We start from the raw sequence: 14,422 nt of genomic DNA, 5'->3' as shown, positions 1-14,422 counted from the left end.
CGCAGAGTTTTTTACTGCACATGCATAATTCGCCTTGTCCTTGGGTCGCACATGGGCTTGATGGATCATAGAGTCCTCAATGCGGGCAACCAGTTCAAGGGCGTTTTGCTGATATGAGTTTGGTCATTTATCTAACAACTCATATCAGGTAGGATAACTTTGCTATATTCTCAATCAATAACTTAGCTAGGCTGAGCCATCATATGAAAAAAGTGATTAGAGTTGCTATTGCGTGCAGTCTATTTTGCGGCGCCTTGAGTTGTATGGCTGCGGATAGTTTTTCCGAATTGCAGTCGGAAGAGCTGTCATCGATATTTGACCAAGCAATTGAGTCAGCCTATGACGCTCAATCTGTCATTTTGGAACAAGATCTCCCCACCTTAACTACCGATATTCAGAGTAGGAACAAACGTTACACGGGCTTTGATATCAACGAGTTTTGTTGCGGTGACGATATTGTCGGGTACAATGCTAAGGCATACCGAATTGCTTATACCTTATATTTTCAAACTGCCAGAGAAGTATGGGTTCCCCTAAATGGCAAAACTATAAATCAGTCATTTTGGCAGGTTGTGCATCCCAAACAGGAAACGTATGTGTGGACCTTTTACCAGAATGAGCATTAGTCGATACGGCTCTCCGAAGTAAAAATATCCCTGCAAAAATGCTTCCCCTTGAAAGTTATCTATCACTTAGGCCTATGTGTTGGTATCAGTCAGTTAGCTTTACTTTTCATATCAACCACATAGATGCTGAGGTGAATGATGAGCGATACGCAAAGAGGCTTGAGATGTCGCTATAGCCGCGGATCGGCCGATTGGCTCTCGACTTGGCCGATGACAGTGATATCACTCAAGTTTGATAGTTTGCCCCACTGCTGAATAGTCATCATGCCGGTGATTTCCTGGGCGCTGAAACTTAAGCGAATACCATCTTTGCGGTATTCCTGCGGTAGATTTTTAGGCAATATTTTTTGGCCGTTATCGGCAATAATTCCCCAAAAACCCCCTTCTAAATTGAGATATCTTACAGTGCCTTGCAGCATCATACCTTCTCCTTTAGGTGAAATACTTGGCTTGTTAACAACTTTGTCGTCAGTCGCCTGAAGTCGCTTATCCTCGCGCTTATCTATATCGACCGGATTAACCTCTGCTGTACTTGCTTGAGCCGTGCTTGTTTGTGAGGGGCTTTGCGTGGCGGGTTTGTCCATATCCTGCGCATGTTGCGCTTGAGTTTGCTTTTGACAACCCAACAACAGTACGGGCAGAAGTAGTGCAAATAGGCGAATAGGTTGGCGCATCTTGATTCCTTTCAATCACTTTGAGCTATTGATGGCGTGTTACCACACTCTAGCAAATATTGTCCGCGAGGGGCGATAAGGTTTTTATATCTTTGTGTAGCAGTGTGAAAGGGTAGAGATAACAATTTGAATATAAAGGCAAAGCCAATGCTGCTTTGCCTTTATAAGCCGATTGGCTGGGATAAATTACTTTTGTAGCTGCGCTTTAGCGGCTTCAACCTTGGCGAAATCTAAACCCAGCTCGAGTACCGCTTCTTTAATCACGGCGGGATTTTGCATTACCAGAGCCATCAGTTGTTGCAGTTTTTCAGGTGGAATACCGAGCTGGCCAATAATGCCCATCGCCATCAGGGGATTATCGGTTAATGCTTGAAAAAGCTCGTTAATTTTTGCATCAGTGACATTGTGTTCTTTTAAGATGGCAATAATCGGATTCATTGCAATACCTTATCAACGTTAACGGAAAACGGCCGCTATGCTATCACAGATAGCTAAACCTTTTGGATGAACAATTTTATACCATAGTCATTCCCTATAAGTTGACTACTAATACAGTATGGATTTCGGTAAGTGGCAACTTTCTTAATGCTTTCATAAATTAACCATCGTTAATCTATTTTCGCGATTCCAATCATCGGTATTAATCGTTTCAATTACTTAGAAGCCTGTCATTAGACTGCAATCTCGGTTGTGTTAACGGCATATGACAATTTTGCCTTGGAGTAACACAACGATAAGGATTGCTGTATGCCGTCAAGCAGCAAGCGGATGGCTCATTGTTAATACAAATCAATGGGCCGAACAGGACGAAACTAGGTAACTATCATGAAAATAAACACCCTTCCTACGCTATCGGCGTTAACTTTGGCTATGTCTCTCGCATTGGGGGCGGGAACGGCCACAGCGCAAGAGCAAGTCACAGGTAATCAATTTTGGTGGCCTGAAAAATTAAATCTCAGTCCATTACGTCAAAATGCGATTGAATCCAATCCCTATGGCAGTGATTATCACTATGCCGAAGCCTTTAAAACCTTAGATCTCGATGCGGTAAAAAAAGATATCAAAGCCTTGATGACAGAGTCTCAGGACTGGTGGCCCGCCGATTATGGTCACTATGGGCCTTTCTTTATCCGTATGGCGTGGCATAGCGCGGGCGTATACCGGATTTTTGATGGCCGCGGTGGTGCTGCGGGTGGCCAACAACGTTTTGAACCCTTAAATAGCTGGCCGGATAACGTGAGTTTAGATAAAGCGCGCCGTCTGTTGTGGCCTATCAAGCAAAAATACGGCAGCAAGCTGTCTTGGGGCGACTTGATGGTGCTAACGGGTAACGTGGCATTAGAGTCGATGGGCTTTAAAACCTTTGGTTTTGCGGGTGGTCGTGAAGACGACTGGGAAGCCGAAATGGTCAATTGGGGCTCAGAAAAAGCGTGGCTCGATAGTAAAAGACGCAACGAAAAGGGCGAATTGGCTAAACCTATGGGCGCGACCCAAATGGGCTTAATTTACGTTAACCCAGAAGGCCCGAACGGAGTGCCCGATCCCTTAGCTTCGGCAAAAGAAATCCGCGATACCTTTGGCCGTATGGCGATGAATGACGAAGAAACCGTTGCCTTAATCGCTGGTGGTCACACCTTTGGTAAGGCGCACGGCGCACACGATCCCGCAAAATGCGTGGGTGCCGATCCGGCCGCAGCAGGCATTGAAGAGCAAGGTCTAGGCTGGAAAAACAAATGTGGTAAAGGCCACTCTGAAGACACTGTTACCAGTGGTCTGGAAGGGGCTTGGTCATCCAACCCAACCAAATGGACCATGGAATATTTAACTTGGCTGTATACCTTTGACTGGGTACAAACCAAGAGTCCAGCGGGCCATATCCAATGGACGCCAGCCGATGATAAGGCGGCAAATCTAGTACCCGATGCCCACTTACCGGATAAGCGCCACGCGCCGATTATGTTCACTAGTGATATCGCGTTGAAGGAAGATCCTATTTATCGCGAAATCACCACGCGTTTCCTGAAAAATCCTAAGGAGTTTGAGCTAGCCTTCGCTAAGGCGTGGTTTAAGTTAACTCACCGCGATATGGGGCCAAAAGCGAGATATTTAGGTGCCGATGTGCCAGCAGAAACGCTGATTTGGCAAGATCCTATTCCTGCCCTTGACCATCCGCTTATCGATAACGCCGATATTAAAGCCTTAGGCAATAAGATCTTAGCATCTGGGTTAACAGTGCCTGAGTTGGTGAGAACCGCATGGGCGTCGGCAAGTAGCTTCCGTGATACCGATATGCGTGGCGGGGCAAATGGCGCGCGCATTCGTTTAGAGCCTATGATGAACTGGCAGGCCAACAATCCAAAAGAGTTAGCTAAGGTGTTGGCTAAGCTTGAGAAAGTCCAAAAAGACTTTAACGGTTCGCTCAAGGGCGGCAAAAAAGTCTCTTTGGCTGATGTGATTGTGCTTGGCGGTAGCGTCGCGGTTGAGAAAGCCGCCAAAGAGGCGGGAGTGATGATTTCGGTGCCATTTACCCCAGGTCGAATGGACGCCACACAGGCGCAAACTGATGTGAACTCCTTTGCGGTGCTTGAACCTGCGGCTGATGGTTTCCGTAACTATTACTCAAAAGACAACAGCTTGTCTCCCGCTGAGATGCTGATTGAGCGGGCCAATATGCTCAACCTGACCGTGCCCGAAATGACGGTGCTGGTGGGTGGTTTGCGTGCGTTGGATGCCAATAGTGCTGGCGTTAAGCACGGTGTATTTACCGATAAGCCAGGTGTGCTGAGCAATGACTTCTTCGTTAACTTACTCGATATGTCGACTAAGTGGAGCAAGTCGGCCAAGCAAGAGGGCATCTACGAGGGGCAAGACCGTAAGAGCGGTAAGCTTAAGTGGACAGCAACCCCAGTCGATCTTATCTTCGGCTCTCACTCTGAATTGCGCGCCGTGGCTGAAGTGTATGGCGCACAGGATGGTCAAGACAGATTCGTGCAAGACTTTGTTAAAGCGTGGAATAAAGTCATGAATGCCGATCGCTTCGACATCTAAAGTGAGCGGTTAACCTCAAGCCCATCCGCGCGTTTTCGTCGGGTGGGCTTTTTTATTTTTGTGGGTAATCAGTGTTTGAGCGATTGCTGGCTGGCATTCCATTCTGCTTATTTACTCAGTAGTATCAATGCCATGACAAATTTTACGCATATTCAGTCGAGTCAATGTTAATCGGGTTGAATACCTAAGGAAGTGGGATGGGTAATAGTGCTACGTACGGGGATAAAACGCTTGTTGTAAAAGGGTTGCGCTACGGTCGTGGCAATGAGCTGCTAGTCGTTGAAGATTGGCAGTTAATGCCGATGCAACATTGGGCCATTTTTGCGACCGACAGCTATAGCGGCTCACTCCTTGGGCGAATATTAGCGGGTGATATACAGCCTGATGAAGGCGAGATATCTGGATTACCGTCGCGAATTGGTTGGGTGTCACTCGGTTTACAGCAGGCATTACTTGAACGTGAGCTAGCAAAGGATGAACTCGACTATGGTTCAACGGTTGAATCATTAGTGCTGGAATCTTGTCTGCATACTGAACGTTTGAGCACCTTTTTACAAAAAGTGGAACTCGAACATTTAGCGCAAAGAGGATTTAGACAGTTATCGACTGGTGAAACCCGGCGGGTGATGTTAGCGAGGGCACTGGCAACTGAACCTGAGTTATTGATTTTAGATGACCCTTACGCTGGGTTGGATAGCGAGCATCAACTCAGCCTATCACGGCTGTTAGTTGAAATTGCCGAATATACTCAGTTGCTTATTATCACCTCCCGCCAAGAAGAGTTACCACCCTGTGTTAGCCATGTGGCACTGTTTAATAGCGATATGCTCAAATCGGGTCAGCATGTGCATCAACTCAGTACACCTATGTCGATTGAGCAGTGGCATAGTCACCCTGTGATGGCGCATCTAAATGCACTTTCGGCCAGCCGCAGTGCCGAGCTTTTAGCGCTGATGGAGCGTCAACGTCACAATGCTGAAGCCTTTGATCCCTTAGTTGAGATTAAAAATGGCAAGGTGGAATATGTTAGCGGCTTGATTTTTAAAGGTGTGAATTGGCGGATTAATGCGGGCCAACATTGGCAAGTGCGCGGGCCAAATGGTTGCGGTAAGAGTACCTTACTCGGGCTGATTTTGGGCGATCATCCCCAATGCTACAGTAACGATATCACCCTCTTTGGGCGTCCACGAGGCAGTGGTGAGAGTATTTGGCAAATAAAACAACGGATTGGCATAGTGTCATCGGCCTTGCATTTGCAATACCGAGTGAGTTGTTCGGCGCTCGATGTCTTGTTATCGGGTTTTTACGATTCTATCGGCCTGTACCATAAGCCCACTAAACCTCAGGTCGATTTGGCGAAGGAATGGCTAGCGATACTGCATATGAGTGAGTTTGCCAGCACGGGTTTTAAGCAATTGGATTACGGCCAGCAGCGGCTATTGCTTATAGGCAGGGCCTTGATTAAACAGCCGTTATTGTTGATTTTGGATGAACCCTACCAAGGGCTCGACTTTATCAATCGCACTTTGGTAATGCGGGCGCTGAATATGATTGCCGAGCACCATCTTAGCCAATTGCTTTATGTCTCCCACCATAGGGAAGATGCCTTGCCAGCCATTAAAAACTTTGTCGATTTTATCAAACAGGAAGAAGGTTATTCGGTCGAGATTAGTGAGGGTGCCGATGTGTAACTCGAATTAGCTATCGAGCCGAACCTTATCATCATGGTGAGTAAAACTGTGATAACAACCTCGGTTTAAAAGTGATAAATGACCATAATAGTTTTTGGCGTACGCCAAAAACTATTCAAAGGGAGCGTCAATACTCGATTGCTTTCTAACATTTGCCCCTGAGGTGCAATTACAAATGCCCAGACCCAAAAAGTGCCGTCAATTATCGAGTTGTGTGCCCTGTAGTCTGTTTAAACCTAATGGCATACCAGCGGCTAACTTATCCCAAATCCTTTTAGCTGCCGACGAGTTTGAAGCCTTGGAGCTTGGTGATGTGCAGCGCTTAAGCCAGCTTGAGGCCGCAGCGCAAATGGGGATCTCGCGGCAAACCTTTGGTTATCTGCTCGCCAGTGCTCGCCAAAAAGTGGCGACCGCCATCACCCAAGGGCTGGTGCTGAAATTACCTATTTCAAACGATAAGGACCCAATATGATTATCGCCCTGCCTATTAGCCGTGGACGGCTTGCCAGCCATTTTACTAAGGCGCAGCAAGTCCATTTTTATGATGAAAATCATCAGCTTTTACTTTCTATCCCGAACCCCGCCCTTGGCGGCAATTGCCAAGATAAAAAAGCCTTGTTAGATGCCATTCGCGCCCAGCACACCAGCATTGTGGTGGTGCAACATATTGGTGAGCGTATGCTTGGTAAGTTACTCGATGCAGGGATCAGTGTGAGCCGAGGGGATAATCAACTATCGATTGCCACGCTGCTTGCTCAGAGTAAAGAGGTGAATTTGCGCTTAACCGAGGCATCACAGGGGCGTGCATCCCTAAAACATTTAGCCAAGGGCGGATGCTGTGGTGCTAAAGGAAGTTGTGGCTGCGGCGGTAAGGCAAAGACAACTCAAACCTTGTTGAGCATGACTCAAGCGCAGCCAAGCTTAACCTTAGCTAAACCCATCGCATACAGTGGTTTTAGATTATCAAAATAGTCATGGCGTTATTGTAGGTGCGGAATAAAATTTGATACTAAACAATCAATTACCCCTGTGAGTACCGTTTAGATTAAACATGACCCAAAATAAAGATTTATACTAATTGCTACTACTCAGTCCGAATCGAGCTACAACCGAGTATTAAAGTATCATACTCGTTGTAGCTCACTTCGGGACAAAAGCGAAATAGCCTTTTATCTACTCAGGAAGTTTATTGCCATTGTTTCCAAAGTGACACGCCGCCTCTTTATTTAACATGAAGTATCCCTATAGGCTCGACGGCGACATCTGCGGTACAGGATGTACTAATGCAGCGATCACATGGATGTGAATGAGCTGCCATGTCGCCGACGGTCACTGTAGACCCAATGCTAATTTTAACTATCCATTTGCTATATGTACGTAAAAAGCACCAGCTGTATGCCTGCAAGTGATTGTTATACCTATATTTGCTTAAGATCATTACGCATTTGTTCTCGCAGTTCTTTCGCCTTGCTTTTGGCTAGCTCACCAACTCTCATAAGCTCAGCTTGATTCTCCGCCGCCAAGTCTTGGTTATTCTCTATCGTTATTTTGACCAAATCTGACATCATCTTTCCAGATATCGAAAAAAGCTGATCGTATAACTCCTTGATTTCGTCAAGCAACACTGCCACTTCGTCACTTGCCGTTAAACGAAGGCTATTAGTCTCGGACTCAATAACTCGAAGCTCTAGGAATCCGTCTCGAGTTATTTTTGATATTTCCTCAGAAAATCTAATAGTTGCAGTTGTTGCCTCAGCTTCATCGTTACGATCACAAGCATGCAAATACGATGACATAAACTGATTCATTATCGGGAGGAATACATTTTGATAATCAGTTTGGTGCCTATTGTGTATGGCATCAATGTGTCTGAAATATGATTCATATTGCGCTGCCTTCATTTCGAAGACTTTTTTTCTCCGTTCTAGATCAAGATCAAACGATTGCTTAACTGCAATAAGCTCTCGTTCGTGACGCTTCTTATTAAAATATAGAAAAGCTAACCAGAGTGCATTTACTACCCCAAATGCCCACGCAGCATATTCAGGTTTCTCTGAAATTATTTTGAATAATTCTTCCATTCTCGAAAATCTACTTTAGGTATAACGTCTTAGTATTTATGCGCTGCGCTGTTCCAAATAAATCGAGCAAATAAATCGAGCCACCCATTTTAAATCAATAACATAATGCACTTTCCGTTTACCTACAACTTGTAAAGTTAATATTGTTCAAAAAAGAACCATCAAAAGTCACAGGGATAGCATCTGAGGTAATAAATTGAGCTAATTCCTTAAAAAATAGTGTATTTCAGACGAGGTAAGTCATCCCATAGTGCTTGGGAAGTTTTAGGCAATGATTGTTGTCGAAGGGATATAAGCAGTTGTCAGTCACTGTAAAAGTGCTGGCAGCTTGCGACAAAGTGCCGTCGTCGCTTTTCTAAGTGTTCGCAGTAATGAGTCAGTTCTTGTAATGTGCCTACTGGACCATGAAATAGCTTACCAAACTCGGTAGTCAATTTGAGCCAATTGTCATGGGGGATATTTAATCTGGTCAGTAACTTACCACTATTTTCACTGATGCTTCCACGTTTATCATTGCGAATGATTCGGCCTGTATCTTCCACCAATTGAAGGTAATCGGTTAAGGAAAACGCAATGCCATTGGGTTGGTTGTCACACTCGTTACCAATAAACGGTAATAGATTACTCGGCTGCTCACCTTTTAATGCGGCCCGAATACGTAGTTGGATACTGGTATGGTCGGATTGTTCTAGTGTATCAGCAAGTTGCGCTCGAATCGGATTCAAATCAACATAGGTCATACAGGCTAATACCGCAGCTTCATCGAGTAGGGCTTGCGATTTAAATCGCCCCTCCCAGAAACGACCTGTACAGTTATCCTCTTGATTTGCTTGCCTTGCTATTGGTTCGTTAAGGCAGCGCATAAACCATGAGATATCACACAAACGACTACGATAAAGGGCGATTGAGTGCTTTAATCGGTTGACCTGATGGGCTTCGACTAACTCACCTTTAGCGAATTTTTGCGTTAACTCATCGCCTTTAAACAACTTATGCCACTGCTCAAGCACTTCGCGGTCAGTCCAACGATTTGCCGTCTCGATATCGACTCGCAACACCAGATGCAGATGATTAGACATCACGGCAAAGGCTGCGATATCAATAGCAAAAACAGCTTCAAGTTCAAACATTAGCGATTCTACCCAACCTCGACGATGGTCATAATTTTTACCCGAGTAACTGTCATCACCACATAAAAATGCCCGCCGCACCACGCGGCTACAGCAATGGTAATAGGGCGTGTCTTCAAGACTTATCTGAGTTCTGCGAGGGCGCGGCATACAAACCTCCATGTTTAATGCTTAACCAAAGCATAGTCGGAGGTTAGCTACCTCGCTATTAAGGTTGGGTGTCCATGTTTTGATGTTTTGCATGTTTTGATGTTTTGGGGGCATAAATGCTTTAGAAAAGGCTGTACACCGATGTGTTAGCTGCCTTTTCAGTATGATTCTTTATTACTTGGTGACAGTTATTCTGCATTCAGTAATTTATAGGGGCGGGCAATCGCTCCTTTTAGATCGCCGAGGGAAAACACCTTCGAAAAGCGCGCAAAGCTTTTGCCATAAAATATTGTTTCTACCACGGGCAGGCTAAAAACCTGGTATCTCGCGGCAAGCTCAAGGTGAGCTTCACAGTCGATATAGACTAGCTGCATTTTGGGAAAATCTTTGGCTAGCATAGCGGCGATTTGTGGTTTAAGCGCTTGGCACACGCCACAGCTTGGTGCACCAAATAGCAGTAATACCGCTGGATATTGCTTTAGTATGGCATCCAGTTGCTCGGGTGTTTCAAGGGTGTGGATAACGGCAGTCGGCATGGACAATCCTATCGAATTTGGGGTTTTACAGGCAGAGTATCACGGAATTAATCCCCTTTTTACGGCACTGCTGCCGATAAATGAGCCTACGAAAAATAGACCCACCGTCAGTATGATAATGCCGAATACTATTAGTCCTGCTATTTGTGCTCCGCTGAGCTTATCGATCCAATGCGAAAGCGTATTTATCATTTTTGTTTTACCTCGTTACAACATGGATGAGCTGCACCATTGGCTTTCACAGGGAATACCATCGCCATCACCATCCATTTGCGTGTTGGGACAATTTTGAATGTAAAAGGTCGCTTCGGCACAGGAGCGCATATGGCTGCAATGGGTTTTACCTGCTTCACAGTGAAATTGAGGTTCGACTGTTCTTGGAGATTGCACTTCGGAATAAGCGGCTGGTTTTTCCTCAACAATAGTTTCTTGCCGTTGTTGAAATTCCTTATAGCCAAATCCTGCGAGTGCAACAAGTAATAATAGTGAAATCAAACGGTTGAATGATGACTGAGTGTTGTTGGTGCTTTTGTTGCCTCGATTGACCTGCGGCGTTCGGCTTGCGGTTGTTGATGTGGGGGTTGCTGCTAGTACCGCAACGCCCTCTATTGAAGCGATTACAGCTTTAATTTTGCCGTCATTCTGGACTTCTGTTTGGTATAAAATGCTATCGCCGACTTTCGGTTTTCGCGCCATCTTCTTAAGCACTGAGATATGGATAAACACATCGCGATCACCACTTTTATCAGGCTGAATAAAACCAAATCCCTTTTCATCGTTCCAGCGTACTAGTACGCCTCTCTCCATGAGCATTGATTGTTTCCTTATGAGTTGATTCTGCGCCTAACTGGATTTACTTGCATAAAAGGCTGCCAGCTAAGTTACTCAAGTTACAGCCTTTTGGCAATTTGTATCTTAGTTGTCCCGTGATTGATGCACTTTGCTTTATGCGGGCAATGGCCTTAGTACCTTGTGGTTTATTTGATTTGAAAAACAAGTCACTAAACCGTTTTGACTAAATTTTGCGCTAAAAACTTGTCATATTACTGTGTGTCGCATAGTATTTACTGTGTGCCACATAGTATGTGTGGCACAGTGTTAATCATAGGAATTGATCATGACAAGTTCACAGCTAGTCAAAATGCGGCTCGAGTTACGCCGTGGCGTATTAGTGTTGGCGGTACTGGGATTATTAAAACAACCCCATTACGGCTATTCGCTCCGCAAACAGTTGCAGGACGGCGGTATCGATATTGATGAGGGGACGCTTTATCCCCTAGTGCGCCGTTTAGCCGAACAGGGATTGTTAGACAGTGAGTGGCGACAGGCTGAAGGACGAGAACGCCGTTACTATCAATTGTCATCATCGGGGGCTGAGCTACTTAGCCAACTAACCGAGGAATGGCAGCAACTTAATGGTGCCTTGGCATTTTTGCTAGGGCAGGTTACCGATGAGAATACAGAGGAAAACTGATATGGAATTAGTTGACCGTTATATTGCCGCTGTGCAACGGGAATTGCCCGAAGATAAACGTCAGGAAATTAGTCATGAACTCAAAGCTAATATCTGTGATCAATTGGATGCCCTTGCTGAACAGGGTGAGCTGTCGGAATCACAAATCGCCGCAGTGTTAAAGCAAATGGGACATCCGGCACAGGTCGCTTGGCAATTTGTGCCACCAAGCCCCATAGTGGCTAATGAAGATATCTCTTTGTTTAAGTACACCTTGTATATGGTACTGGGCGTCTTATTTGTATTGCAGGTGATTGGCGGTGCGACCCAATGGCTTGGGGTGAGTGAAGTGAGTTTATTGGGATTTTTGCTGCATATTGTCCATGGTTTTATCGGTGATGCTTGCTTTGCATTTACGGTAATTGTGTTGTCATTTTGGAGTTTTTCAATTCAGGGAAAATCAATTTCCGCTGGCTGTAGTAAAGACTGGCAACCGCAACAACTGCCCAAAGTGGCGCCTTCTTGGCAGCATATCCGCTTTAGTGACGTATTTTCTGATCTAGCGACTTATCTTTTTTTACTCATGGTAATTTGGAGTAGTGTCTGGATGAGTGCCGAGCAACTAGCGGCACGTTCAGTTATCTTCAGTGTTAATGTGCAGCAATTGCTGCAATGGTTTAGCCCCATTATTTTGCTGTCTATTTTGAATAGTTTTTGGCAACTGCGCCGTCAGGTGTGGACGGAAACATTATTGCTAACGAATATGGGGATTAATCTAGCCTATGCGTTATTTCTTGTTTTTCTGGCCTTTAACTCGCCATTGTTACAGGTTCAAGGATCTGACTTAAATGGCCTTTTTACAGTGCAACAGTTAGATAAATGGTTAAGTCATGCCCTGTTGGTTACCGCATTATTCCCCAGTTACGAATGTATTCGTGATCTGTTGAGGTGGCGTAAGTTAATCGCAAGCTAGAGGCTTAAATCGTGGCGTGATTCGTGGTGAGTGATTATTTGTTTTGCTTACTGCTAATACTGGCTTGCGCTTGTTGCTTGTAAAGTTCAAATAAACCCTGCTGCTTCATTTTTTTGAGTTGTGCAGCAAGGTTTATAGCCAGTTGGCTATGGCGCTCGTTTAAATAACCATAGCTTGTGACTGCCTCCAAGGTCGCTATCGGTTTTATCAGGCCATCTTTAAACTCAGGAGTTTGCTGAAGGAGTTGCGAACTTATTTCTGAATCGATGTAGATATCAATCCGGCCATGAAGTAATTTTCGAAATGAGTTAATGGGTGAAGATGATTCACTAAGCCGTGCTTCTGGGATAAGCGCTGTAAGGATTTGTTCTACTCGCAATATGCCTCGGTAATATTCAACCTTATAGTTTGCTGCGGTTAGTGATTGCCAATCAGCAAGCTTGATATTCGGATTATTACTAAAGGCGATTAAATGTGTTTCGATAATGGGTTCTTCAACCCTAATTGTTGGGTCCCTGATGATTGGTTAGACAATCGCAGCCATCGTTTGGTTAAATCTACTCGATGGATGGAAGACTTTATTAACCAACTTCAGGAACAGCTCCGTGAACATTAAACTCCATGCCAATGCGGCAACAACCCCAAAAACGCGTCAACTGATCCAACAGTCTACAAAGTCCGTTGCGGTGCTGGCCAAGGAGCTTGGTGTGTCTGAAACCACCATCCGTCGGTGGAAGGACCGCGATAATGACCAAGACCGCTCTCACACTGCACACCGCTTGCAGACGGTTATCAACCCTGTGCAAGAATGGCTAATTGTCGAGCTGCGCAAGACTCTCTTGCTGCCATTGGATGACCTGTTGGTTGTGGTTAGACGCTTTATCTTTCCTGAATTATCTCGCTCAGCCTTAAGTCGATGTTTGGTTCGCAATAATGTGGGTAATCTAAAAGCGCTGCTCCCTGAAACCGAGCCAGTCACTTCGCCTAAGTCCTTCAAAGATTATGAACCAGGCTATGTCCATATGGACATCAAATACTTACCTCAGATGCCTGATGAAACTCGCAGGAAGTACTTGTTTGTAGCAATCGACCGTGCCTCGAGATGGGTCTATCTTGAAATCCTGCCAGATAAGAGCGCCCGCTCTGCTAGTGGTTTCTTAAGTCGGCTGGTACGCAAAGCGTCTTTCAAGCTCAGCATTGTACTGACCGATAATGGCAAAGAGTTTACCGATAAATACTGCGCTACGGGTCAGCGAGAGCCAACAGGCCACCATCCATTTGACGTGGTATGCAACAAGCAGCAAATTGAACATCGGCTGATTAAGCGGGGCAAGCCGCAAACCAACGGGATGGTCGAGCGATTCAATGGGCGAATTGCCACGCTGCTGAAGGAAACTCGGTTCGAGTGCTCAGGAGATCTAGCGGCCACACTTGAGCGTTATCAGCGGCTGTATAATCAATTCATTGCACAGAAGGCATTGAATCATCTTACACCGCTGGATAAACTCAAAGAGTATTACCAAGCTTCACCGGAATTATTTCGGATAAGACCTACCAATCGCCCGGGACCTGACACCTAATCACATGTTGTACTTTATCGCCATAGTTGAACACTCTACCGGGTTCGCCATCGACTTTACCCGACTCCAGCATTTTGCTGGCTCGAATTGCGGGTACGAGTTCATAACTAAATTGATAACCCAGTTGCTCTAACGCATGGCTATAAATGAGTTCGGCCCATTTAAAGTAAAAGCTATGTTCAGGATCCTCATAAAACGCCATAGTAAATATGGGCTTATCCGTTACAGTTGTCCCTGTTGGTGACGGTGTGGTTTCACTCGCTTGGGCGCTTAAGCAAAAGACGATTCCAATTAATATATTGGATATACCCGCAAGGTTCCTAAACGGCATGCTCACTCCCTTTAATATTGACTATATAACCTGAACTCGGGGTAACGAGTGTCGAAAAATCTAAACTCAACAAACTAAATAAATGCTATAAATGATTATTTTGAAAAGAAAAATTTTTTCTGACTGAATGCGCAGATTTTTGCGCATAT

The 14,422-nt window shown here is 45.1% G+C and carries 16 protein-coding genes; 8 read left to right on the top strand and 8 right to left on the bottom strand.

Annotated features, from left to right (window positions below; translation table 11 throughout):
• Positions 1 to 203 precede the first annotated feature (203 nt).
• Positions 204 to 626 (top strand): hypothetical protein, encoded by a 423-nt coding sequence (locus CEQ32_RS12810; RefSeq protein ID WP_088586147.1) that lies wholly within the window; start codon positions 204 to 206, stop codon positions 624 to 626.
• A 170-nt stretch (positions 627 to 796) separates the two neighbouring features.
• On the opposite strand, the gene CEQ32_RS12805 is transcribed toward CEQ32_RS12810, so the two are convergent.
• Positions 797 to 1,300: a hypothetical protein gene (locus CEQ32_RS12805; RefSeq protein WP_088586146.1), complete on the bottom strand. Its 504-nt coding sequence runs from the start codon at positions 1,298 to 1,300 to the stop codon at positions 797 to 799.
• A gap of 186 nt (positions 1,301 to 1,486) precedes the next feature.
• Positions 1,487 to 1,738 carry a DUF2999 family protein gene (locus tag CEQ32_RS12800; RefSeq protein WP_037414210.1) on the bottom strand — a complete coding sequence of 84 codons (252 nt, stop codon included), beginning with the start codon at positions 1,736 to 1,738 and terminating at the stop codon, positions 1,487 to 1,489.
• A 387-nt stretch (positions 1,739 to 2,125) separates the two neighbouring features.
• Between CEQ32_RS12800 and katG the strand changes: the two genes are divergently transcribed.
• From katG to CEQ32_RS12780, 4 genes are all read left to right on the top strand, one after another.
• Positions 2,126 to 4,348 carry a catalase/peroxidase HPI gene (gene katG, locus CEQ32_RS12795; protein ID WP_037429981.1) on the top strand — a complete coding sequence of 741 codons (2,223 nt, stop codon included), beginning with the start codon at positions 2,126 to 2,128 and terminating at the stop codon, positions 4,346 to 4,348.
• A 197-nt stretch (positions 4,349 to 4,545) separates the two neighbouring features.
• Positions 4,546 to 6,039, top strand: a complete 1,494-nt coding sequence (locus tag CEQ32_RS12790) for an ATP-binding cassette domain-containing protein (RefSeq protein WP_037429979.1) — start codon at positions 4,546 to 4,548, stop codon at positions 6,037 to 6,039.
• 175 nt (positions 6,040 to 6,214) lie between these two features.
• Positions 6,215 to 6,511, top strand: a complete 297-nt coding sequence (locus CEQ32_RS12785) for a DUF134 domain-containing protein (RefSeq protein WP_037429976.1) — start codon at positions 6,215 to 6,217, stop codon at positions 6,509 to 6,511.
• Positions 6,508 to 7,011 carry a NifB/NifX family molybdenum-iron cluster-binding protein gene (locus CEQ32_RS12780; RefSeq protein WP_037429974.1) on the top strand — a complete coding sequence of 168 codons (504 nt, stop codon included), beginning with the start codon at positions 6,508 to 6,510 and terminating at the stop codon, positions 7,009 to 7,011. Before CEQ32_RS12785 ends, CEQ32_RS12780 begins: the two co-directional genes overlap by 4 nt.
• A gap of 446 nt (positions 7,012 to 7,457) precedes the next feature.
• On the opposite strand, the gene CEQ32_RS12775 is transcribed toward CEQ32_RS12780, so the two are convergent.
• The 4 genes from CEQ32_RS12775 to CEQ32_RS12760 all read right to left on the bottom strand — a co-directional run bounded on the left by CEQ32_RS12775 (position 7,458) and on the right by CEQ32_RS12760 (position 10,749).
• Positions 7,458 to 8,120 carry a hypothetical protein gene (locus tag CEQ32_RS12775; RefSeq protein ID WP_037429972.1) on the bottom strand — a complete coding sequence of 221 codons (663 nt, stop codon included), beginning with the start codon at positions 8,118 to 8,120 and terminating at the stop codon, positions 7,458 to 7,460.
• 302 nt (positions 8,121 to 8,422) lie between these two features.
• Positions 8,423 to 9,400 carry a transposase gene (locus CEQ32_RS12770; protein WP_088586145.1) on the bottom strand — a complete coding sequence of 326 codons (978 nt, stop codon included), beginning with the start codon at positions 9,398 to 9,400 and terminating at the stop codon, positions 8,423 to 8,425.
• Positions 9,401 to 9,588: 188 nt separating this feature from the next.
• The gene (locus CEQ32_RS12765) at positions 9,589 to 9,936 is read right to left on the bottom strand and encodes a thioredoxin family protein (RefSeq protein ID WP_037431766.1); all 348 of its coding nucleotides are present in this window, start codon (positions 9,934 to 9,936) and stop codon (positions 9,589 to 9,591) included.
• A gap of 207 nt (positions 9,937 to 10,143) precedes the next feature.
• A complete protein-coding gene (locus CEQ32_RS12760) occupies positions 10,144 to 10,749 on the bottom strand; it encodes an excalibur calcium-binding domain-containing protein (protein ID WP_088586144.1) in 606 nt (201 codons plus the stop codon).
• Positions 10,750 to 11,053: 304 nt separating this feature from the next.
• Between CEQ32_RS12760 and CEQ32_RS12755 the strand changes: the two genes are divergently transcribed.
• Together CEQ32_RS12755 and CEQ32_RS12750 are read left to right on the top strand one after the other, a co-directional pair.
• Entirely contained in the window at positions 11,054 to 11,410 is a 357-nt protein-coding gene (locus tag CEQ32_RS12755; protein ID WP_039978743.1) for a PadR family transcriptional regulator, read from the top strand.
• 1 nt (position 11,411) lies between these two features.
• Positions 11,412 to 12,362, top strand: coding sequence for an HAAS signaling domain-containing protein (locus tag CEQ32_RS12750; RefSeq protein WP_088586143.1), 951 nt, complete (start codon positions 11,412 to 11,414; stop codon positions 12,360 to 12,362).
• A 34-nt stretch (positions 12,363 to 12,396) separates the two neighbouring features.
• Here CEQ32_RS12750 and CEQ32_RS12745 read toward each other — a convergent pair whose 3' ends face one another.
• A complete protein-coding gene (locus CEQ32_RS12745; RefSeq protein WP_226871826.1) occupies positions 12,397 to 12,741 on the bottom strand; it encodes a hypothetical protein in 345 nt (114 codons plus the stop codon).
• A 226-nt stretch (positions 12,742 to 12,967) separates the two neighbouring features.
• Here CEQ32_RS12745 and CEQ32_RS12740 point away from each other — a divergent pair, with 226 nt between their 5' ends.
• On the top strand, positions 12,968 to 13,942 hold the full coding sequence (locus CEQ32_RS12740; protein WP_088586142.1) for an IS481 family transposase: 975 nt from the start codon (positions 12,968 to 12,970) through the stop codon (positions 13,940 to 13,942).
• Here CEQ32_RS12740 and CEQ32_RS12735 read toward each other — a convergent pair.
• Positions 13,914 to 14,273 carry a hypothetical protein gene (locus CEQ32_RS12735; protein WP_226871825.1) on the bottom strand — a complete coding sequence of 120 codons (360 nt, stop codon included), beginning with the start codon at positions 14,271 to 14,273 and terminating at the stop codon, positions 13,914 to 13,916. The two genes, CEQ32_RS12740 and CEQ32_RS12735, sit on opposite strands and share 29 nt — an antisense overlap.
• Positions 14,274 to 14,422: the final 149 nt, after the last annotated feature.

This window comes from Shewanella sp. FDAARGOS_354, assembly GCF_002209245.2.
GTDB classification, from domain to species: Bacteria; Pseudomonadota; Gammaproteobacteria; order Enterobacterales; family Shewanellaceae; genus Shewanella; species Shewanella xiamenensis.
Note: the sequence above shows the minus strand (reverse complement) of the source record. Positions and strands in the feature narration are given on the sequence as shown.

What these genes read in the sequence shown, in the direction of transcription:
- CEQ32_RS12810 (WP_088586147.1), top strand. Translation starts at nt 204, where the DNA reads ATGAAAAAAGTGATTAGAGTTGCTATTGCGTGCAGTCTATTTTGCGGC.
- CEQ32_RS12755 (WP_039978743.1), top strand. Translation starts at nt 11,054, where the DNA reads ATGACAAGTTCACAGCTAGTCAAAATGCGGCTCGAGTTACGCCGTGGC.
- CEQ32_RS12775 (WP_037429972.1), bottom strand. Translation starts at nt 8,120, where the DNA reads ATGGAAGAATTATTCAAAATAATTTCAGAGAAACCTGAATATGCTGCG.
- CEQ32_RS12785 (WP_037429976.1), top strand. Translation starts at nt 6,215, where the DNA reads ATGCCCAGACCCAAAAAGTGCCGTCAATTATCGAGTTGTGTGCCCTGT.
- CEQ32_RS12760 (WP_088586144.1), bottom strand. Translation starts at nt 10,749, where the DNA reads ATGCTCATGGAGAGAGGCGTACTAGTACGCTGGAACGATGAAAAGGGA.
- CEQ32_RS12765 (WP_037431766.1), bottom strand. Translation starts at nt 9,936, where the DNA reads ATGCCGACTGCCGTTATCCACACCCTTGAAACACCCGAGCAACTGGAT.
- CEQ32_RS12790 (WP_037429979.1), top strand. Translation starts at nt 4,546, where the DNA reads ATGGGTAATAGTGCTACGTACGGGGATAAAACGCTTGTTGTAAAAGGG.
- CEQ32_RS12800 (WP_037414210.1), bottom strand. Translation starts at nt 1,738, where the DNA reads ATGAATCCGATTATTGCCATCTTAAAAGAACACAATGTCACTGATGCA.
- CEQ32_RS12770 (WP_088586145.1), bottom strand. Translation starts at nt 9,400, where the DNA reads ATGCCGCGCCCTCGCAGAACTCAGATAAGTCTTGAAGACACGCCCTAT.
- CEQ32_RS12805 (WP_088586146.1), bottom strand. Translation starts at nt 1,300, where the DNA reads ATGCGCCAACCTATTCGCCTATTTGCACTACTTCTGCCCGTACTGTTG.
- CEQ32_RS12735 (WP_226871825.1), bottom strand. Translation starts at nt 14,273, where the DNA reads ATGCCGTTTAGGAACCTTGCGGGTATATCCAATATATTAATTGGAATC.
- CEQ32_RS12780 (WP_037429974.1), top strand. Translation starts at nt 6,508, where the DNA reads ATGATTATCGCCCTGCCTATTAGCCGTGGACGGCTTGCCAGCCATTTT.
- CEQ32_RS12750 (WP_088586143.1), top strand. Translation starts at nt 11,412, where the DNA reads ATGGAATTAGTTGACCGTTATATTGCCGCTGTGCAACGGGAATTGCCC.
- katG (WP_037429981.1), top strand. Translation starts at nt 2,126, where the DNA reads ATGAAAATAAACACCCTTCCTACGCTATCGGCGTTAACTTTGGCTATG.